Annotated in this window: 18 protein-coding genes; 14 read left to right on the top strand and 4 right to left on the bottom strand. The window is 68.3% G+C overall.

What is annotated here, in order from left to right; translation table 11 throughout:
• Positions 1-80: 80 nt before the first annotated feature.
• The 5 genes from I4U41_RS03715 to I4U41_RS18275 all read left to right on the top strand — a co-directional run bounded on the left by I4U41_RS03715 (position 81) and on the right by I4U41_RS18275 (position 4,538).
• Complete coding sequence (locus I4U41_RS03715) at positions 81-1,163, top strand: OmpA family protein (protein WP_206859783.1); 1,083 nt, start codon at positions 81-83, stop codon at positions 1,161-1,163.
• Positions 1,164-1,412: 249 nt separating this feature from the next.
• The gene (locus I4U41_RS03710) at positions 1,413-2,495 is read left to right on the top strand and encodes an OmpA family protein (protein ID WP_206860396.1); all 1,083 of its coding nucleotides are present in this window, start codon (positions 1,413-1,415) and stop codon (positions 2,493-2,495) included.
• 172 nt (positions 2,496-2,667) lie between these two features.
• The gene (locus I4U41_RS03705; protein WP_206859782.1) at positions 2,668-3,168 is read left to right on the top strand and encodes a hypothetical protein; all 501 of its coding nucleotides are present in this window, start codon (positions 2,668-2,670) and stop codon (positions 3,166-3,168) included.
• Complete coding sequence (locus tag I4U41_RS03700; RefSeq protein ID WP_206859781.1) at positions 3,069-3,971, top strand: pseudouridine synthase; 903 nt, start codon at positions 3,069-3,071, stop codon at positions 3,969-3,971. Before I4U41_RS03705 ends, I4U41_RS03700 begins: the two co-directional genes overlap by 100 nt.
• Before the next feature lie 123 nt (positions 3,972-4,094).
• Positions 4,095-4,538: a hypothetical protein gene (locus I4U41_RS18275; protein WP_242524979.1), complete on the top strand. Its 444-nt coding sequence runs from the start codon at positions 4,095-4,097 to the stop codon at positions 4,536-4,538.
• A gap of 87 nt (positions 4,539-4,625) precedes the next feature.
• Here I4U41_RS18275 and kbl read toward each other — a convergent pair whose 3' ends face one another.
• Together kbl and tdh are read right to left on the bottom strand one after the other, a co-directional pair.
• Positions 4,626-5,819, bottom strand: coding sequence for a glycine C-acetyltransferase (gene kbl / locus I4U41_RS03690; RefSeq protein ID WP_206859780.1), 1,194 nt, complete (start codon positions 5,817-5,819; stop codon positions 4,626-4,628).
• Between the two features lie 11 nt (positions 5,820-5,830).
• A complete protein-coding gene (gene tdh, locus I4U41_RS03685; RefSeq protein WP_206859779.1) occupies positions 5,831-6,865 on the bottom strand; it encodes an L-threonine 3-dehydrogenase in 1,035 nt (344 codons plus the stop codon).
• A gap of 159 nt (positions 6,866-7,024) precedes the next feature.
• Here tdh and I4U41_RS03680 point away from each other — a divergent pair, with 159 nt between their 5' ends.
• Both I4U41_RS03680 and I4U41_RS03675 read left to right on the top strand, forming a co-directional pair.
• Positions 7,025-9,178, top strand: coding sequence for a S46 family peptidase (locus I4U41_RS03680; protein ID WP_206860395.1), 2,154 nt, complete (start codon positions 7,025-7,027; stop codon positions 9,176-9,178).
• 216 nt (positions 9,179-9,394) lie between these two features.
• Complete coding sequence (locus I4U41_RS03675; RefSeq protein ID WP_206860394.1) at positions 9,395-11,491, top strand: S46 family peptidase; 2,097 nt, start codon at positions 9,395-9,397, stop codon at positions 11,489-11,491.
• A gap of 121 nt (positions 11,492-11,612) precedes the next feature.
• Here I4U41_RS03675 and I4U41_RS03670 read toward each other — a convergent pair whose 3' ends face one another.
• On the bottom strand, positions 11,613-12,011 hold the full coding sequence (locus tag I4U41_RS03670; protein ID WP_206859778.1) for a DUF3224 domain-containing protein: 399 nt from the start codon (positions 12,009-12,011) through the stop codon (positions 11,613-11,615).
• Positions 12,012-12,153: 142 nt separating this feature from the next.
• On the opposite strand from I4U41_RS03670, the gene I4U41_RS03665 reads away from it, so the two are divergent.
• The 7 genes from I4U41_RS03665 (at position 12,154) to I4U41_RS03635 (ending at position 18,643) form a co-directional block, all read left to right on the top strand.
• Positions 12,154-12,795, top strand: a complete 642-nt coding sequence (locus I4U41_RS03665) for a histidine phosphatase family protein (protein ID WP_206859777.1) — start codon at positions 12,154-12,156, stop codon at positions 12,793-12,795.
• Positions 12,796-12,945: 150 nt separating this feature from the next.
• Positions 12,946-14,253 carry a bifunctional tetrahydrofolate synthase/dihydrofolate synthase gene (folC, locus tag I4U41_RS03660; RefSeq protein ID WP_206859776.1) on the top strand — a complete coding sequence of 436 codons (1,308 nt, stop codon included), beginning with the start codon at positions 12,946-12,948 and terminating at the stop codon, positions 14,251-14,253.
• Between the two features lie 81 nt (positions 14,254-14,334).
• On the top strand, positions 14,335-15,366 hold the full coding sequence (locus I4U41_RS03655) for an SPOR domain-containing protein (RefSeq protein ID WP_206859775.1): 1,032 nt from the start codon (positions 14,335-14,337) through the stop codon (positions 15,364-15,366).
• A gap of 25 nt (positions 15,367-15,391) precedes the next feature.
• Entirely contained in the window at positions 15,392-15,970 is a 579-nt protein-coding gene (locus I4U41_RS03650) for a CvpA family protein (protein ID WP_206859774.1), read from the top strand.
• Positions 15,971-16,010: 40 nt separating this feature from the next.
• Complete coding sequence (gene purF, locus I4U41_RS03645; protein WP_206859773.1) at positions 16,011-17,477, top strand: amidophosphoribosyltransferase; 1,467 nt, start codon at positions 16,011-16,013, stop codon at positions 17,475-17,477.
• Between the two features lies 1 nt (position 17,478).
• Positions 17,479-17,835 carry a ribonuclease E inhibitor RraB gene (locus I4U41_RS03640; RefSeq protein WP_206859772.1) on the top strand — a complete coding sequence of 119 codons (357 nt, stop codon included), beginning with the start codon at positions 17,479-17,481 and terminating at the stop codon, positions 17,833-17,835.
• A 4-nt stretch (positions 17,836-17,839) separates the two neighbouring features.
• On the top strand, positions 17,840-18,643 hold the full coding sequence (locus I4U41_RS03635; RefSeq protein ID WP_206859771.1) for a ferritin-like domain-containing protein: 804 nt from the start codon (positions 17,840-17,842) through the stop codon (positions 18,641-18,643).
• An 89-nt stretch (positions 18,644-18,732) separates the two neighbouring features.
• Here I4U41_RS03635 and lpxH read toward each other — a convergent pair whose 3' ends face one another.
• Positions 18,733-19,473 carry a UDP-2,3-diacylglucosamine diphosphatase gene (gene lpxH, locus I4U41_RS03630; RefSeq protein ID WP_206859770.1) on the bottom strand — a complete coding sequence of 247 codons (741 nt, stop codon included), beginning with the start codon at positions 19,471-19,473 and terminating at the stop codon, positions 18,733-18,735.
• Between the last annotated feature and the right edge of the window lie 103 nt (positions 19,474-19,576).

Below are 19,576 nucleotides of genomic sequence, written 5' to 3'. Positions count from 1 at the left end.
AGGTCCTGCCGGGTGTGCGCCGCCTGCAGTAATGACGTGTTTTCCCCCAACCGCTTCCTTACTGATCCAAGGAGTGACAGATGAAGATCCGTTTGTTGAGCACTGCGCTGCTGGCTGGTCTGGCGTTCGCCCAGGTCGCCGGTGCGCAGGAATTCGATGACCGTTGGTACCTGACCGGCTCGGCCGGCATGAACATCCAGGACAACGATCGCGGCACCCGCAATGCCCCGTTCGCGGGCCTGGGCGTCGGCCGTTTCCTGAACCAGAACTGGTCGCTCGATGGTGAGCTGAACTACCAGAACCCGAACAACGACGCGAACCAGGACCTGAACTGGAGCCAGTACGGCGTCTCGCTCGACCTGCGTCGTCACTTCACGGCCGAAGGCCGCGACTGGGCGCCGTACCTGCTGATGGGCCTGGGCTACCAGCGCTCGGAAGAAGAGTTCGATGCGTTCCCGAGCACCAACTCGCCGGGCGAGCGTGAGGAAGGCAACCTGGCCGCCAAGATCGGCGTCGGCGTGCAGAGCGCGCTGGCCAACAAGCGCGTCGCCATCCGCACCGAGCTGGCCTACCGCGCCGACTTCGACGACGGCAGCGTCTCGGCCCCGAGCGAAGACTGGTTCGGCGACGTGCTGGCTTCGGTCGGCGTCGTGATCCCGCTGGGCGCCCCGGTCGTCCCGCCGCCGCCGGCTCCGGCCGCGCCGAGCTGCGCCGACCTCGACGACGACGGCGACGGCGTCAACAACTGCGACGACAAGTGCCCGGATTCGCAGGCCGGCCAGACCATCGGTCCGGACGGCTGCCCGGTGCCGGTCTCGATCGACCTCAAGGGCGTGAACTTCGACTTCGACAAGGCGACGCTGCGTCCCGACGCGGTTTCGATCCTGTCGGAAGCGACCGAGATCCTGAAGCGCTATCCGGAACTGCGCGTCGAAGTCGCCGGTCACACCGACCAGTGCGGCAGCGATGCGTACAACCAGAAGCTGTCGGAGCGTCGCGCCACGGCCGTGTACGACTACCTGACCACCAACGGCGTGGATGCCTCGCGCCTGCAGGGTCCGATCGGCTACGGCGAGAGCCGTCCGCTGGAAGACAAGGGCCAGAAGATGCCCGAGTGCAAGAGCGAGCTCAACCGCCGTACCGAGCTGAACGTCCAGAACTGAGGACACAGCCAGGTACGCGGGTAGTTCCGCGGTACTTCGAAGCCCGGCCTCGTGCCGGGCTTTTTTTTGAGCGCGTTTTTCGTACGCCTTCGAAGAACTCCAGCGAGAACCTTTCTCGGATACGTGCAGCTAACGACTTCTTATCATTCCTGCGCTTCGTGAATGCGTACCGCGGCGACACCGCGAGCGGCGGCCTTCATGAGAACCCGTTGCTTTCCAAACTGCTGCAAGGAGTGAACCTTGAAGAAGATGCATCTGCTCGGCTCGGCCATCCTGGCCGGCCTGACGTTCGCCCAGGTGGCCAACGCGCAAGTTTCCGACGACCGCTGGTACCTGGCCGGTTCGGCCGGCATGAACATCCAGGACAACGACCGCGGCACACGCAATGCGCCGTTCGGCACGCTGGGCGTCGGCAAGTTCCTCAACGAGAACTGGTCGCTCGACGGCGAACTGAACTACCAGAACCCGAATTTCGACGGCAACCAGGACATGAACTGGTCGCAGTACGGCGTCTCGCTCGACGCGCGCCGCTACTTCAACGCCGAAGGCCGCGACTGGGCGCCGTACCTGCTGATGGGCCTGGGCTACCAGCGTTCGGAAGAAGAGTTCCTCGGCGCCGGCGTGCCGGCTCCGCTGCTGGATCGTGAGGAAGGCAACCTGGCCGCGAAGGTCGGCGTCGGCCTGCAGAGCGCCCTGGCGGGCAAGCGCGCCGCGATCCGCACCGAAATCGCCTACCGCGCCGACTTCGACGACGGCAGCGTCCACGTGGGCGACAAGGAAGACTGGTTCGGCGACGTGCTGGCTTCGGTCGGCGTCGTGATCCCGCTGGGGGCGCCGGCCGCAACTGCCGTGCCTCCGCCGGTCGTCACCCCCGGTTGCGAAGATCGCGACGACGACGGCGACGGCGTCAACAACTGCGAGGACAAGTGCCCGAGCTCGGTCGCCGGCCAGACCATCGGTCCGGACGGTTGCGCGGTGAACGTGTCGATCGACCTGCGCGGCGTGAACTTCAACTTCGACAAGGCGACGCTGCGTCCGGACGCGGTTTCGATCCTGGCCGAAGCCGCCGAGATCCTGAAGCGTCACCCGGAACTGCGCGTCGAAGTCGCCGGCCACACCGACCAGTGCGGCAAGGACGGCTACAACCAGAAGCTGTCCGAGCGCCGCGCACGCGCCGTGTACGAGTACCTGACCGCGCAGGGCGTCGATGCCTCGCGTCTGGCCGGACCGAACGGCTACGGCGAGAGCCGTCCGCTGGAAGACAAGGGCCAGTCGTTCCCGGCGTGCAAGAGCGAAACCAATCGCCGCACCGAGTTGAACGTCCAGAACTGACGGACGTGCGATCCGCGCGGTCCGTTCCGCGCGATCCCTTCGAAGCCCGGCCTCGCGTCGGGCTTCGTCGTTTTCGCGGGCGACGATCCAGCCGGCCGATGCGCCACGCATTCACGGCCGCTCGCACGTCCGGCGGCGTACACTGCGCACGCCCGATTGAAGGAGAACGGCCATGCGCGCGCTGATCGCCCTGTCCTGCCTGCTGCTTGCCGGCGTCGCCCAGGCGCAGGGCGCGCAATGCGGTTCGATGACGCCGCCGAAGGCGCTGCCGATCCGTCCGACCCTCGTCGCGCCGATCGCCCCGGAACTGGTCGCGCCCAGCCACCAGCTCGGCGCGCCCACCGGCGTGCTGTCGCAGGCGTTCGATGAATCCCTCGCGGTCGACCAGGTGCTGTTCCGGCTGCGCGTGGAAGGCTGCCAGGTCGCCAAGGCGCTGCCGGCGGCTGGCTCGGTGACGCCGGCCGATCCGAACGACCCGGCCGCGTACAAGCCGAAGACGCAGTTCGACAACACGCCGTGGCGCTTCAACATGAACCAGAACGGCAAGCGCATGACCGCCGAGGAATTCGATGCATGGATGAAGGCCAAAGGCGTGCGCGTGGTGAAGGGCAAGACGGTCGTCACGCCGCCGGCCGCAACCGAAGCGCCGAAGACCGAACCCGAGAACAAGTGACGCCGCGCGCGCCCCGCGCGCCGGCGAGAGGCGGATCGCAGCACGGACGCGGGCACGCGTCGACCGCGCCGCGCCACGGGCTCGCACGCGTGCTGTCGAAGCAGGGCCTGTGCTCGCGCACCGAAGCGGCGCGCTGGATCCACGCTGGACGCGTCGAAGTGGACGGCCGCGTGGTTCGCGATCCCGAGTTCCCGATCCTGCGCGATGGCGGCCAGCGCATCGTCGTCGACGGCCGCGCGATCGACGTCGCGCCGCGCGTGTACCTGATGCTCAACAAGCCACGTGGGCTGGTGACGACGACGCAGGACGAACGCGGACGCGACACGGTGTACCGCTGTTTCGACGGCGCAGGCCTGCCGTGGCTCGCGCCGGTGGGACGGCTCGACAAGGCCAGCGAAGGGTTGCTGCTGTTCAGCAACGATCCCGCGTGGGCCGCGCGCATCACCGATCCCGACACCGGTCCACTGAAGACCTACCACGTGCAGATCGACACCGTGCCGGACGCGCACGTGCTCGCGTCGCTCGTCGAAGGCGTGGAGGCCGATGGCGAACGTTTGCGTGCCGCCTCCGCGACACTGCTGCGCAGCGGCGAGCGCAACGCATGGCTGGAGATCGTCCTCGACGAAGGCCGCAACCGGCAGATCCGCCGATTGCTCGCCGCCGTCGACATCGCCGTGCTCCGGCTCGTGCGTGTGGCGATCGGTCCGCTCGCGCTCGGCGAATTGCAAAAAGGGCAGTGGCGCGAGCTCGACGCCACCGAAGCCGAAGCGCTATTCAGCAACGTGCATGTGCAGCCGCGGTGACGCCGCTTGTCGCGGCAATGCAGGAATGTGGGGGAAATCACTGTTTTTCCGACGATTCTGCTTGCGTTGCCCCCCTGTGTCGGGCCTAAACTTCCGCGAACTTCGTCGTGGGGAAAACCGGAAATGAACAAGGCAATGGTGGCGGTTTCGCTGCTCCTGGTGAGCGCCGCGGCGTCGGCGCACAGCGGTTCGCAGCTGAAGGTGGACGGCGTGCGCGCGCAGGGTTCGGAGCATTCGCTGGTGCGTTTCGATGCGGCGCACACGGTCGCGTTCGCAGGCAAGAAGAAGCCGGCCGCGAAGGCCAAGGCGGAAGCGCCCAAGGCCGAGCCGGCCAAGGAAGAGACCGCCAACCTCGATCCGAACACGTACAAGCCGAAGACCCAGTTCGACAACACGCCGTACCGCTTCAACATGCACCAGAACGGCAAGAAGATGACGGCCGACGAATTCGATGCCTGGATGAAGTCGCGCGGCTTCCGCGTGGCGAAGGGCAACGGCGGCGGCGCTGCGGCGGCCGGTGCCGCTCCGGCGGGTAAGGAAGTCGCGGCGGAAGCGAAGGGCAAGTAAGCACCGCGCGCCAACCGGCTCGCAGGCACAAAGAAAAAGGCCGGTCATCGACCGGCCTTTTTCGTTTCCCGCGACGTGCGCGAAGGCTCAACCCTTCAGCACGCCCAGTTCGCGACCGATCTTCACGAAGGCCGCGATCGCGCGATCCAGATGTTCGCGCGTGTGCGCCGCAGACATCTGCGTGCGGATGCGCGCCTGCCCCTGCGGCACGACCGGGAAGAAGAAACCGATCGCGTAGATGCCCTCTTCGAGCAGGCGCGCGGCGAACTTCTGCGCCAGCGGCGCGTCGTACAGCATCACCGGCGCGATCGGATGCACGCCCGGCTTGATGTCGAAACCGGCCTTCGTCATCTGCTCGCGGAAGTACGCGGTGTTCTCCGCCAGCCGCTCGCGCAGCTCGCCCGCGGACGAGAGCATCTCGAACGCCTTGATGCCTGCCGCCACGACGTGCGGCGGCAGCGAGTTCGAGAACAGGTACGGACGCGAACGCTGGCGCAGCAGTTCGATCACTTCGCGCTTTGCCGTCGTGAAACCGCCGAGCGCGCCGCCCATCGCCTTGCCGAGCGTGCCGGTGAAGATGTCGATCTTCTCCATCACGCCCTTCACCTCGGCCGAGCCGCGGCCGTTCGCGCCGAGGAAACCGGTCGCGTGGCATTCGTCGATGTGCACCAGCGCGCCGTACTGCTTCGCCAGACGCGTGATTTCGTCGAGCGGCGCGATGAAGCCGTCCATCGAGAACACGCCATCGGTGGTGATCATGATCGTGCGCGCGCCGTCGGCCTTGGCCTGCTGGAGCTGCTTTTCCAGATCGGCCATGTCGCAGTTGGCGTAGCGGTAGCGCTTGGCCTTGCACAGGCGCACGCCGTCGATGATCGAAGCGTGGTTGAGCGCGTCGGAGATGATCGCGTCCTTCTCGTCCAGCAGCGGCTCGAAGAGGCCGCCATTGGCGTCGAAGCAGGCGGCGTAGAGGATGGTGTCCTCCGTGCCGAAGAAGTCGGCGATCGTCTTCTCCAGTTGCTTGTGCAGGTCCTGCGTGCCGCAGATGAAGCGCACCGACGCCATGCCGAAGCCGTGCGTGTCCAGCGCGTCCTTCGCGGCGGCGATGACGTCCGGATGATCGGCCAGGCCCAGGTAGTTGTTGGCGCAGAAGTTCAGCACCGTGCGGCCGTCGGCGAGCGTGATCTCCGCCGACTGCTTTGATGTGATGATGCGCTCGGACTTGAACAGGCCGGCGTCGCGGATTTCCTCGAGCGTGCGCTCGTAGCGTTCGGTCAGGCTCATGTGCGCTCCGGTCAGTTCCAGCTCAGCACGACCTTGCCGGCCTTGCCCGCTTCCATCAGGTCGAAGCCCTTCTGGAAATCCTCGACGGGAAGCTGGTGCGTGAGCACCTTGCCGAGCGGGAAGCCGCTGAGCACCAGCTGCGTCATCTTGTACCAGGTCTCGTACATCTTCCGGCCGTAGATGCCGTGGATGGTGAGGCCCTTGAAGATGATCTTGTCCCAGTCGGCGCCCGCGCCCTTGGGCATGATGCCGAGCATCGCGATCTTGCCGCCGTGGTACATGCAATCGAGCATGTCGTTGAACGCGCGCGGATTGCCGCTCATCTCCAGGCCGACGTCGAAGCCTTCCATGTGCAGGTCGGCCATCACGTCCTTCAGCGACGTATTGGCGACGTTGACGACGCGCGTGGCGCCCATGTCGGCGGCGAGCTTCAGGCGGAAGTCGTTGACGTCGGTGACCACCACGTTGCGCGCACCGATGTGCTTGCAGATGCCGGCGGCGATGATGCCGATGGGGCCAGCGCCGGTGATCAGCACGTCCTCGCCGACGACGTCGAATTCCAGCGCGCAATGCGCGGCGTTGCCGTAGGGATCGAAGAACGCGGCGAGTTCGGACGGGATCTGGTCCGGGATCGGCCACAGGTTGCTGGCCGGCATCACGATGTATTCGGCGAACGCGCCGTTGCGGTTCACGCCGATGCCGGTGGTGTTCGGGCACAGGTGCTGGCGGCCAGCGCGGCAGTTGCGGCAGTGGCCGCAGACGATGTGGCCTTCGGCCGAGACGCGCTGGCCGACGGTGTAGCCGGTCACGCCCGGGCCGAGCTCGACCACGCGGCCGACGAACTCATGGCCGATCACCAGGCCCGGCTTGATCGTGCGCTGGCTCCATTCGTCCCACAGGTAGATGTGCAGGTCGGTGCCGCAGATCGCGGTCTTCTCCAGCTTGATCAGCACCTCGTTCGGGCCGGGCGAGGGGATCGGCACCTCTTCCATCCAGATGCCCTTGCCGGCTTCGCGCTTGACCAGCGCCTTCATCGTTTGCGTCATGTGGGATTCGTCCGCGGAGTGGCGGTAAAGAAGGGCGAATTATACGCGCCGGCCCGGCCTTGACCGGGCGCGCCGTTTGCCGCAGGCGGGCGCCTTCGCCTATCGTCGCCCGCTTCCCCGAGCCGCGAAGACCCCGTCCATACCATGCGCCGCCGTCTGTTGAGCCTGTCCGTTTCGATCCCGCTGGCCCTTGGGCTGGCACCCGCCGGCGCCCGCGCCGACGAAGGCATGTGGATGCCCTCCCAGCTGCCGGACATCGCCGCGCAGCTCAAGGCGGCCGGTTTCAAGGGCGACGCCCGCGACCTGGCCGAACTGGCGAAGCCGCCGATGAACGCGGTGGTGAAGGTCGGCGGCGCCAGCGGCGCGTTCGTCTCGAAGGATGGCCTGGTGCTGACCAACCACCACGTCGCGTTCGGCGTGATCCAGTACAACTCCAGGCCCGGGCGCGACCTGATCCAGGACGGCTACATCGCCGCCGACCGCGCCGCCGAACTTCCGGCCAATCCCGATTACCGCGTGCTGGTGACCACCGGCTTCGACCGCATCACCGACCGCATCCTCGAAGGCGCGCGCGGCAAGCAGGGCCGCGCCTATTTCGATGCGGTGGACGCGGCGAGCAAGGCCGCCGTCGCCGAGTGCGAACGCGAGCCCGGCACGCGTTGCAGCGTCGCCAATATGTACTACGGCACCGATTTCTACCTGGTGCGCCAGTTCGAACTGCGCGACGTGCGCCTGGTCTACGCGCCGCCGAACGCCATCGGCAACTACGGCGGCGAGATCGACAATTTCATGTGGCCGCGCCACGCCGGCGATTTCACCCTGCTGCGCGCGTACGTCGGCCGCGACGGCAAGCCCGCCGACTACGCGCCCGACAACGTGCCCTACGTGCCGCCGGCGCACCTGCAGGTGTCCACGCGAAACGTGAAGGAAGGCGACTTCGCGATGCTCGCCGGGTATCCGGGCGTGACGTTCCGCCATCGCATGGCGTCGGAATTCGCCAACCAGATCGATTGGCAGCTGCCCTCGCGCGTCGCGCTGTACCAGACCATGATCGACGTGGTCGAAGGCACCGCGGCGAAGGACGAAGCCGCGCGCGTGGCCTACGCCTCGCAGGTGCGCGGCTTCAAGAACACGCTCAAGCGCGCGCAGGGCGAACTCGACGGCCTGCGTCGCAGCGACGCCACGCGCGTGCGCCGCGAGGACGAGGCGGCGATGTTCGCCTGGCTCGCCAGGCAGCCCGGTGCCGCCGCGACGCGCGCCGACATCGCCGCCGCGCAGGCGGTGCTCGACAAAACCGTGGCCACGCGCGAACGCGACCAGCTGGTCGGCCTGATCCAGTCGCAGACACAGCTGCTGCGCGCGGCGCTCACCGTCCAGCGTCTCGCGAACGAACGCACCAAGCCCGATGCGCAGCGCGAGAGCGGCTACCAGCAGCGCGACGAAGTGCTCATCACCGGCCAGCTGAAGCAGGCGCAGCGCCGCTATGCGCCGCAGGTCGAAAAGGCGCTGCTCACCGAGCTGCTCACGCAGTACCAGGCATTGCCGCCCGCACAGCACGTGCCCGAATTCGACGCGGTGTTCGGCACGACGCCGGCGCAGCTGAAGCAGAAGCTCGATGCGATGTACGCCGGTACGCAGCTGGGCGATGAAGCCCGGCGTCTGGCCGCCATGCAGGCCGATCGCGCGACGCTCGCCGCATCGAAGGACACGCTGCTGCAAGCCGCCGCCACGCTGCTGCCCGCACTGCTGCGGCTGGACGACGAAGCCAAGACCAGCGCCGGCGAGCTGCTGCGCCTGCGTCCGGCGTACATGCGCGCGCTGATCGCCTACCGCAAGTCGCAGGGCCGCGCGGTGTACCCGGATGCGAATTCCACCCTGCGCGTGAGCTACGGCCGCATCAGCGCGATGGATCCGCGCGACGGCGTGCATTACCGGCCGCTCACCACCGTGCAGGGCATCGTCGAGAAGCACACCGGCGAGGATCCGTTCGACGCGCCGAGGCCGCTGCTCGATGCGATCTCGAGAGGCGATTTCGGCAGCACCGCCGAGCCGAGCCTGGGCACGCAGACGGTCAACCTGCTCACCAACCTGGACACCACCGGCGGCAATTCCGGCTCGCCCGTGCTCGATGCGGAAGGCAAGCTCATCGGTCTGAACTTCGACAGCAACTGGGAAGCGGTCAGCGCGAGCTGGATGTACGACCCGCGCTTCAAGCGCGCGATCCACGTCGATGCGCGCTACCTGCGCTGGCTGCTGGCGAAGGTGTATCCGGCGCCGCATCTGCTGGAGGAGATGAACCTGCCGGCGGAGTGATCCGCCGGCGTTCCGCGGCGCCCGTTGCACCATGAACGGGCGCACGCCTTGCACGATCCGGCGCTGTGCGCCGCAGCATGGCGGCGCCGCGCGAACGCAGGCTAGACTCGGCCGCTCACCTTGAGCGAGGAGTTGCGCATGCGTCATATGGGGTTGGCGACGGCGGTGTCCTGTGCGTTGGTCGTGGCCGCGGGCATGGCCCATGCCGGCGAGGGCATGTGGGTGCCGCAGCAGTTGCCGGAGATCGCGGGGCCGCTGAAGAAGGCGGGCCTGAAGCTCAACCCCTCGCAGCTGGCCAACCTCACCGGCGATCCGATGGCCGCGGTGGTCTCGCTCGGCGGATGCACGGCGAGCTTCGTCTCGCCGCAGGGCTTGGTGGTCACCAACCACCACTGCGCGTACGGCGCGATCCAGCTCAATTCCACGCCCGAGAAGAACCTGATGCAGGACGGCTTCAACGCCGCCACGCAGGCGCAGGAAGTCTCCGCCGGTCCGAACGCGCGCATCTACGCGCTCGACACGATCCAGGACGTGACGAAGCAGGTGAAGGACGCGATCGCCTCGGCGCCCGATGCGCTCGGGCGCACGAACGCGCTGGAGACGATCGAGAAGCAGCTCGTCGCCTCGTGCGAACGCGAAGCGGGTTTTCGCTGCCGCCTGTACAGCTTCTCCGGTGGCAACGAATACCGCCTGTTCCGCAACCTCGAGATCAAGGACGTGCGTCTGGTCTACGCGCCTCCGGGCAGCGTCGGCAACTACGGCGGCGAAGTGGACAACTGGATGTGGCCGCGCCACACCGGCGATTTCGCGTTCTATCGCGCCTATGTCGGCAAGGATGGAAGGCCCGCGGCGTACTCCACGGACAACGTGCCGTACCAGCCGAAGCATCACCTGCAACTCGCCGACAAACCGCTGCGCGAACGCGACTTCGTGATGGTCGCGGGCTATCCCGGCCGCACCGCGCGCTACGCGCTCGCCGAGGAATTCGACGAGACCGCGAACTGGACGTATCCGACCATCGGCGAGCATTACAAGAAGCTGGTCGCGCTCGTGCAGCGCGAAGGCAGCCGGAATCCCGACATCGCGGTGCGTTACGCCAGCACGATTCGCGGCTGGCAGAACACGATGAAGAATTACGACGGCCAGCTGGCGGGCTTCGAACGCATCGGCGCGGCGGAGAAGAAGCAGGCCGAGGAAGCGGCGGTGCTCGACTGGCTGCGCTCGGAAGGTGCGGAGGGCGAGGCGGCGCTCGCCGCGCACGCCAAGCTCGTCGCGCTGGACGAAGCCGCGCGCACGCATCGCGAACGCGACCTCGTGTTCGGCCAGCTGCGCAGCACCGGCACGCTCGGCGCGGCGACGCAGCTGTACCGCTTCGCGCTGGAACGCGCCAAGCCCGACGCGCAGCGCGAGCAGGGCTACCAGGAACGCGATCGCCCGACGATCGAAGGTGCGATGCGCCAGATGGAACGTCGCTACGTGCCGGCGATGGATCGCGAACTGCAGGCGTACTGGCTGCGCGAATACCTCAAGCTTTCCGATTCGCAGCGGGTGCCAGCGCTCGAAAAGTGGCTCGGCGGACGCGACGAGAAGGCGATCCAGGCCGCACTCGACAAGCTCGCCAAGACCAGGCTCGGCAGCACCGAACAGCGCGTGTCGCTGATGGGGGCCGACAAGGCCGCGTTCGAGAAGAGCAGGGATCCGGCGGTGCAGTTCGCCGTGGCGATCATGCCGACCGTGCTGCGGCTGGAACAGGAAGGCAAGGCGCGCGCGGGCGATGCGCTCGTCGCGCGTCCGGTGTACCTGCAGGCGGTGGCCGACTACAAGAAGAGCAAGGGCCAGTTCGTGTATCCCGACGCGAACTCGTCGCTGCGCATCACCTTCGGCAACGTCATGGGCTACACGAAGACCGACGGCACGAAGCAGGTGCCGTTCACGCGCCTGGAGGAAGTGGCGGCGAAGGCCACCGGCGAGGCGCCGTTCAATGCGCCGCAACCGCTACTGGATGCGATCGCCGCGAAGAATTACGGCGGCCTCGCCGATCGCAAGCTCAAGACGGTGCCGGTGAATTTCCTGTCGGACCTCGACATCACGGGCGGCAATTCGGGCTCGCCCGTGCTTGATGCGCGCGGCAGGCTCGTGGGCCTCGCGTTCGACGGCAACTGGGAATCGGTGAGCAGCAACTGGGTGTTCGATCCGGCGATGACCCGCATGATCGCGGTCGACCAGCGCTATATGCGCTGGATCATGCAGGAGGTCTTCCCGGCGCCGCAGCTGCTGGAAGAGATGGGCGTGCCGGAGAAGGCGGGGAAGTAGCGGCGCGGAAACCCGCTGGCGATCGAAGCTCTTGCAGCCCGGGTAAGCCAAGCGCACCCGGGGTCCTGTCACGCTCACCCGGGTGCGCTTGGCTTACCCGGGCTACAAAGGCGTGGCGGACTCAACCTTCCGCGATCTCGTAATCGAACGTATAGAAGTGCTTGCCCTCGACGATGTCGATCTGCATCCGTCCGCGCAGGCCTTCCAGTTCGCCCGTCGCCGAATCCGGCACCACCGTCAGCGACAGCGTCGGCGCGCCGCGATCCAGCGTGCCGTTGTGCTGGGTGAGGAAGGCGCCGCGCAGTCCGTCGAGCGTGCCGTCGATGCGTTCGACCGCGACGTAGGCCGCCGAGCCGTCGACCTGCGTGCCGACCGCGAGCATGTGCACGATGCCGGTCGCGTCCAGCGCGCCATGGAACTGCTTGTCGAAGCGGAAATGCCCCGCGACCGCGCCGCCGCCCAGATCGAAACCGCCTTCCGGCGTGCGCTTCACGTCGAACTCTCCCTTGACCTGTGCCATCGCCGTGCCTCCTGTGGTGAAGCGCGCATGGTCCCGCAGCGGCGCGGCGGTTGCCAGTGCAACCGTTGTGCGAGGCGCCGCTTTTGCTAGGCTGGCCCATTCGGCGCGACGCCTCCGTCGGCCGCCCCACACGGACCCGATCATGCGCATCCTGCTTGCACGCCACGGCGAAACGCCCTGGAACGCCGAAGGCCGTTACCAGGGCCAGGAAGACATTCCGCTGTCCGACGTCGGCATCGCGCAGGCGCGCGCGCTGGGCGAACGCCTGCGTGAAGTGCCGATCACGCGCGCGGTCGCCTCGCCGCTGGGTCGCGCGCGGCAGACGGCGGAATTCGCGCTCGGCGATCGCGACCTGCCGCTGACGCTCGATCCGGGCCTGATGGAAATCGCGCACGGCACGTGGGAAGGCCTGCTTGCCACCGAGATCCGCGAGCGCGATCCCGACCGCCTGCAAGCCTGGCGCGACACGCCGCACGAGGTGCTGATGCCGGAAGGCGAATCGCTGCAGCACGTCTTCGAACGTGCGTGGCCCGCGTTCGCGCGCGCGACCGAAGGCCTCGGCGCGAGCGACACGTTGCTGGTCGTCGCGCACGACGCGGTGAACCGCGTACTGCTGTGCCACGTGCTCGGCATTCCGCTCTCGCGCCTGTGGACCTTCCGCCAGGCCCCGACGACGATCAACCTGCTCGAAGGCCCCGACGTTGATCATCTGGAAGTGGTGCGGCTGAACGACTGCAGCCATCACACGGCGTTCTTTGGCGAGGCGGTGCATCGGGCGTTGTGAGAAGGGCGGCGGTAGCGCGGCCGTTGTAGCCCGGGTAAGCGAAGCGCACCCGGGGGCGGGGCTCGCCGGACGTGCGCAACCCGGGTGCGGCCTTCGACCTTACCCGGGCTACAGAAGCTACAACGGCGGGTCCCCGGCGATAATGCGCGGATGACCACCCGCACGCTCGCCGACTGGCTCCAGTACATCGAACGCATCCACCCCAGGTCCATCGACATGGGGCTCGACCGCATCCGCGTCGTCGCGCAGGCGCTGAAGCTCGGCAAACCGGGCAGGGCGGTGATCACCGTCGGCGGGACGAACGGCAAGGGCTCGACCGTCGCCTTCATCGAGTCGATCGCGCGCGCGGCGGGGTGGAAGGTCGGTGCGTACACGTCGCCGCACCTGCTCGCGTACAACGAACGCGTGCGCATCGACGGCGCCGACGCATCCGACGACGCGCTGATCGAAGCCTTCGAAGCGATCGAGGCCGCGCGCGGCGACACGCAACTGACCTACTTCGAATACGGAACGCTCGCCGCGTTGTGGCTGTTCGAACGCGCGAAGCTCGATCTGGCGATCCTCGAAGTTGGCCTCGGCGGACGGCTGGACGCGACCAACCTGATCGACGCGGACGTCGCGGTGATCACCACGGTGGACCTGGATCACCAGGACTACCTCGGCGACGAGCGCGAAGCCATCGGCGCGGAAAAGGTCGGCATCGCACGCGCATGGAAGCCGCTGGTGCTGGGCGACGACGATCCGCCGTCGAGCGTGCTGGGCCATGCGTATCGCATCGGCGCGCCGACGTGGCGCATCGCCAACGATTTCTTCTTCAAGCCGTTGCCGCCCATGCTGGACGCCGACGGCAACGCGCAGCCCGGGCGCTGGCAGTGGCGCGAGATCGGCAAGCGGCTCGAACTGCCCATGCCGCGGCTCGCCGCGCCGGTGCAATTGCGCAACGCGACGGTCGCCATCGCGGCGCTGCGCGCGCTGAAGAATCGGCCGAAGCCGCTGCCGCGCGAGGCCTACGGCGACGGCATCGCCAACGCGCACATCGGCGGGCGGCTGCAGCGGTTCGAACGCGATGGCGTGGAGATCCTCGTGGACGTCGGCCACAACCCGCAGGCCGCGCGCGCGCTCGCCGACTGGCTCCGCGCCGCGCCCGCGCGGGGTCGCATGATCGCCGTGTACGCCGCGCTGTCCGACAAGGACGCCACCGGCGTGGTGGAGGCGCTGGCGCCCCGCGTCGACGAGTGGCACCTGGCCGGGCTCGCCGATGCGGGGCCGCGCGGCGCCGACGTCGATGCGCTCGCCGCGCGCCTGGCCGGTACCGCCGCGGCGAACGGCGCGAGGCACGCGGACGTCGCGCAGGCGCTCGACGCGGCGCGAGCCGGGGCGGAGGCGGGTGATCGCGTGCTGGTGTTCGGCTCCTTCCACACCGCCGCGACCGCGCTGGCGTCGCTCGCCCGCGACTGAACGTGACCGCCGCCGCGCCGGTCCCGGCGGGTCGCGAGGGTATAATTCGCGCGGCAATCCGCCTGCGGTAAACGAGAACCGATGGAACCTGCCCTGAAACAGCGCGTCATCGGTGCGGTCGTGTTGATCGCACTGGCGGTGATCTTCCTGCCGATGCTGATCAAGGGGCCGGCGCCCGAAAGCGGGGCGTCCAATGTCCCGCTCGAACTGCCCAACGCGCCCGGCGGCGACTTCGAGACCCGCGAACTGCCGCTGGTGAGCCCCGGCCAGGCGCCGGCCGGCGGTGCCGTCGGCATGAACGCCGATGCCGGTGAAGACGCCGGCGACACGCTCCCGACCGTCGACACCACCGCGACCGCGCCCGCGCCGACCCAGGATGCGATGCCGGCCGCCACCGGCGGCGGCAACTACGCCGTGAGCTTCGGCAGCTACGCCTCGGCGGCCGACGCCGACCGCGTGATCAAGGCGCTGCTGGGCGCGCAGCTGCCCGCCTACCAGGAACCCGTCCCCGGCAACGGTCGCACGCTGCACCGGGTGCGCATCGGGCCGTTCGCCACCCAGGCGCAGGCCGAGGGCGCGCGCCTGCAGTCCGGTCGCGTACGCAGCGATGTCGGCGCGAAGGTCGTCGTGCTGGACGCCGAGGCCGCCGAGCCCGTCGCCAGCGCGTCGCAGCCCGCTCCCGCCCGGACGGCGCCGGTGTCCGCGCCGGTCCCGCTGTCGGAGGCTTCGGCGGCCGCTCCGCGCCCGTCGACGTCGGCCCCCTCGCCGCTGCCGGCGGAACCCGCCAGGCCCGCGGCCAGCAAACCCGTTGAGAAGCCCATCGCGAAGGTCGAAAAGCCCGCCGGGACGCCGGCCCCCGCGCGCCCGAGCGCGCCCGGTGTGGGCTTTGCCGTCCAGCTGGGCGCCTTCGGCAGCGCCGCGGATGCCGACAAGCTGCGTGATCGCGCGCGTGCGTCGGGGTTCAGCGCGTTCGTCGAGCAGGTCCGCACCGACAAGGGCGTGCTGAACCGCGTTCGCGTCGGGCCGGTGGCCAGCCGCGGCGAAGCCGACCAGCTCAGGGCGCAGGTCGCGGCGAAGCTGGGCGTGAGCGGCATTGTCCGCCCGCACCCCTGACCCCATCTCGGCGGTGAGCTGACGCATGGGCGCGATCGACTGGGTGCTGCTGGCGGTGGTCGCGGTATCGGCGCTGTTCGGGCTGATGCGCGGCTTCGTCGGCGTGCTCGCCTCGCTCATCGCGTGGTTGCTGGCGGGCTGGGCGGCGTTCCATTTCGGCGCCGACGTCGGGCTGATCCTGTCGGGCGACGGCGACATCGGCCCGGGCGAGCTCTTCGGCGGTTACGCGTTGTGCTTCATCGGCGTGCTGGTCGTGGTCGGCCTGGTCGGCTGGCTGGTGCGCAAGCTGGTGCAGTCGGTCGGGCTGTCCGGGCTCGACCGCATGCTCGGCCTGGTGCTCGGCATCGCGCGCGGGGCGTTCGTCGCCTGCGTGCTGGTGCTGCTGGCCGGCCTCACCGCGATGCCGCGCGAGCCGGAATGGCAGCGCTCGCAGGTGGTGCCGGTGTTCGTGCCGGGTGCGCGGTGGATGCGCGCGTGGCTGCCCGAATGGGCCGCCGAACACGTCGACCTGGACGGTCATGCGCCGGCGGATTCCGGCGGACTTCCCCCGGCGGTGACGCCGGAGACCACGCCGGCCCTGCCGGCGCCGGTCAGCGAGGCCTGACGGCCGCGCACCAAACAACTTCACAGCAGGACTCATCATCATGTGCGGCATTCTCGGTATCGTCGGCCACAACGACGTCGCGGCGCAGCTCTACGACGGCCTGACGGTGCTGCAGCATCGCGGCCAGGACGCCGCCGGCATCGCCACGGCGAACGGCAGCAAGCTGCGCGTGCACAAGGGCAACGGGCTGGTCAGCGACGTGTTCGACGAGAACTCGATGTCGCTGCTGGAAGGTCGCGTCGGCATCGCGCACTGCCGCTATCCCACCGCGGGCAGCGAAGGCTCCGACGAGGCGCAGCCGTTCTACGTGAACTCGCCGTTCGGCATCGCGCTGGCGCACAACGGCAACCTGATCAACACCGACACGCTGCGTCGCGAGGTGTTCGAACAGGATCGCCGCAACGTCAACACCGAATCCGATTCCGAAGTGCTGCTCAACGTGTTCGCGCACGAGCTGGACGCGACCAAGGCGCTGAACCCCGACGCCGCGTTCCGCGCGATCGAAGGCGTGCACCGTCGCTGCGTCGGCGGTTTCGCCGTGGTCGCGACGGTGCTGGGCCTGGGGCTGGTGGCGTTCCGCGATCCCAACGGCATCCGTCCGCTGGTGCTGGGCAAGCGAAACAGCGGCGGGCAGGACGAATATGCCGTGGCGTCGGAATCGGTCGCGCTCGACCTGCTCGGTTTCGAACGCGTGCGCGACGTGCGCCCCGGCGAGGGCATCGTCGTCACGCCGCGCGGCGAGCTGTTCACGCGCCAGTGCGCCGAGCCTCGCGAGCACACGCCGTGCATCTTCGAATACGTGTACTTCGCGCGTCCGGATTCGATGATGGACGAGGTCTCGGTGCACAAGGCGCGCATGCGCATGGGCCAGAAGCTCGGCGAGAAGATCCTGCGCCTGCGTCCGGACCACGACATCGACACGGTCATCCCGATTCCCGACACCTCGCGCGATGCGGCACTGGAAATCGCCAACGTCATCGGCGTGAAGTACCGCGAGGGCTTCATCAAGAACCGCTACGTCGGCCGCACCTTCATCATGCCGGGGCAGGGTGAGCGCGCGAAGTCGGTGCGCCGCAAGCTCAATCCGATCCCGCTGGAATTCCGCAACCGCGTCGTGCTGCTGGTCGACGACTCGATCGTGCGCGGCACGACGTCGAAGCAGATCGTGCAGATGGCGCGCGACGCCGGTGCGCGGAAGGTGTATCTCGCCTCCGCCGCGCCCGCCGTGCGCTATCCGAATGTGTACGGCATCGACATGCCGTCGGCCGAGGAGCTCGTCGCGCACGGCCGCACGGACGACGAAGTCGAGAAGCTGCTCGGCGTGGACTGGCTGATCTACCAGGACCTGTCGGACCTGGAAGAAGCCGTGTCCGGCCCGAAACAGCGCATCAGCCACTTCGATTCGTCCTGCTTCAACGGCGAATACGTCACCGGCATCGAGCCGGGTTATTTCGAGCGCATCCAGCAGCTGCGTTCGGACGAGGCGAAGAAGACGCGGAGGGCGTGAGGTGCGCGAACTGCAGCGGGCGATGATTCCGGACGACGAAAACGGCGAAGTCCTGCGCCGCATGCTCGACGACGGCGACGACCTCACGCTGGAACGGCCGATCGAGTTCTTCCACGTTTTCGACGACGAATCGCAGGCGGAGGCGTTCGCGGCAGCCGCGGCGGAGAAGCCGTTCGTGTCGGTGGACGAACCCGAGGTCGACGAGGAAGACGTGTGGCAGGTGTGCGTGGTGCGCATCATGGCGCCGTCGCATGCGGCCATCACCGCGATGGAGCGCGAATTCGCCGATCTGGCCGGAACCTTCGGCGGATTCGCCGACGGCTGGGGCTGCTCGCCGGCCGATCCCGCCGCGCACTGACGCCATGACGTCGCTGTTCGACGCCGCGCGCGCCTGCCTCGATGCGGCGTCGCCGGACGCGAAGGTCGCGGCGACGTTCGCAGCCGCCGAAGCGTTCTCGCGCGGAGAACTCACGATTCCCGGCGATGCGCCGGAACCGGAGGCGATCCGCATGCCGGGCCGCCCCGGGCGTCCGCTGCTCGTGCATCCGCGCGATCTTCCCCGGCGCGGCTTCGGCAGCAACGAAGGACGCGCGGCGTTCATCCACGCCATCGCGCACATCGAGTTCAACGCGATCGACCTGGCGTGGGACGCGGCGTACCGCTTTCGCGGCCTGCCGCATGATTTCTATGCCGACTGGGTAAGCGTCGCGAACGACGAGGCGCGGCACTTCACGATGCTGCGTGCGCGGCTGCGCGAGTTCGGCCACGACTACGGTGATTTCGACGCGCACAACGGCCTGTGGGAAATGGCCGAGAAAACCGCGCACGACGGCCTGGCGCGCATGGCGCTGGTGCCGCGCGTGCTGGAAGCGCGCGGCTTGGACGTTACTCCGGGCATGATCGTGAAGCTGCGCGCGATGGGCGACGAAGCGACGGTCGCGATCCTCGAAGTCATCCTGCGCGAGGAAGTGGCGCACGTCGCCGCGGGTTCGCGCTGGTTCCGCTGGTATTGCGAACGCGCGGGCGTGGATCCGGTGCCGCGCTTCCGCGAATTGCTGGCCGAGTACGCGCGCGCGGTGTTGTACGGGCCGTTCAATCATGAAGCGCGCAGTGCGGCGGGCTTCGGGCCTGAGGAACTGGAAGCGTTGGAGAAGCTGGCGGGCTGATGCGGCGGCTGGTTGCCGGGCTGATCCCGGCGAAGACGTCACGTCATCCCGCCCTTTACCGGGACGACGCTGTCAGGGCGACAAACCTGTCACTGCATCGCCAACCCGCATAACTCGAACCCTTTCCGGCTCACCCGCAGCACGGACCCGTGGTCGTACCAGTCGCCGAGCACGATGCGCTCGCACGGGCGACCTTCGATCATCAGCTCATGCACCGCCGGGCGATGCGTGTGGCCGTGGATGATGCGCGACAGTCCATAACGGCCGAACGTGCTTTCCACCGTCGCCGGCGAGACGTCGGTGATGGTTTCCATCGTGCCCTGCTGCTTCAGCCCGCTCTGGTGCGCGCGGCTCGCGGCGCGGGCCTGTTGCGCGAAGGCGACGCGCGCCGCCAGCGGCTGCGCGAGGAACTGCGCCTGCCACTGCGGATTACGGGTCTGCGCGCGGAACTGCTGGTAGGCGAGATCGTCGGTGCACAGCGTGTCGCCGTGCATGATCAGCGTCGGCTCGCCGTAGAGCATCACCACCGACGGGTCCGGCAGGATTCGCATGCCGGCGCGTTGCGCGAAGTCCTCGCCAAGCAGGAAATCACGGTTGCCGCGGATGAAATGCACCGGCACGCCGGAGGCCTGCAGTTCGTGCAGTTCGCGCGCGACGAAGGCGCCGGTTTCGGACGGGTCGTCGTCGCCGACCCACGCCTCGAACAGATCGCCCAGGATGTACAGCGCGTCGGCGCCGTAGGCTTCGGAGCGGAGGAAACGGCCGAACAGTTCGGTAATCTGCGGACGCTCGGCGTCGAGGTGGACGTCGGAGATGAACAAGGTCGTCATGCCGCGATTCTAGGGCCTGCCGCCGGAGCCCGTCCCGTGACCGCCGGCATCCGGCCCCGGCGGGCCGGCTCCGGTTAAAATCGCCGCTTTCCGCCGCACGAAC

Origin of the sequence: Lysobacter changpingensis, assembly GCF_017308985.1 — a bacterium.
Lineage (GTDB): Bacteria > Pseudomonadota > Gammaproteobacteria > Xanthomonadales > Xanthomonadaceae > Lysobacter_J > Lysobacter_J changpingensis.
This window is presented reverse-complemented; position numbering and strand designations above follow the sequence as displayed.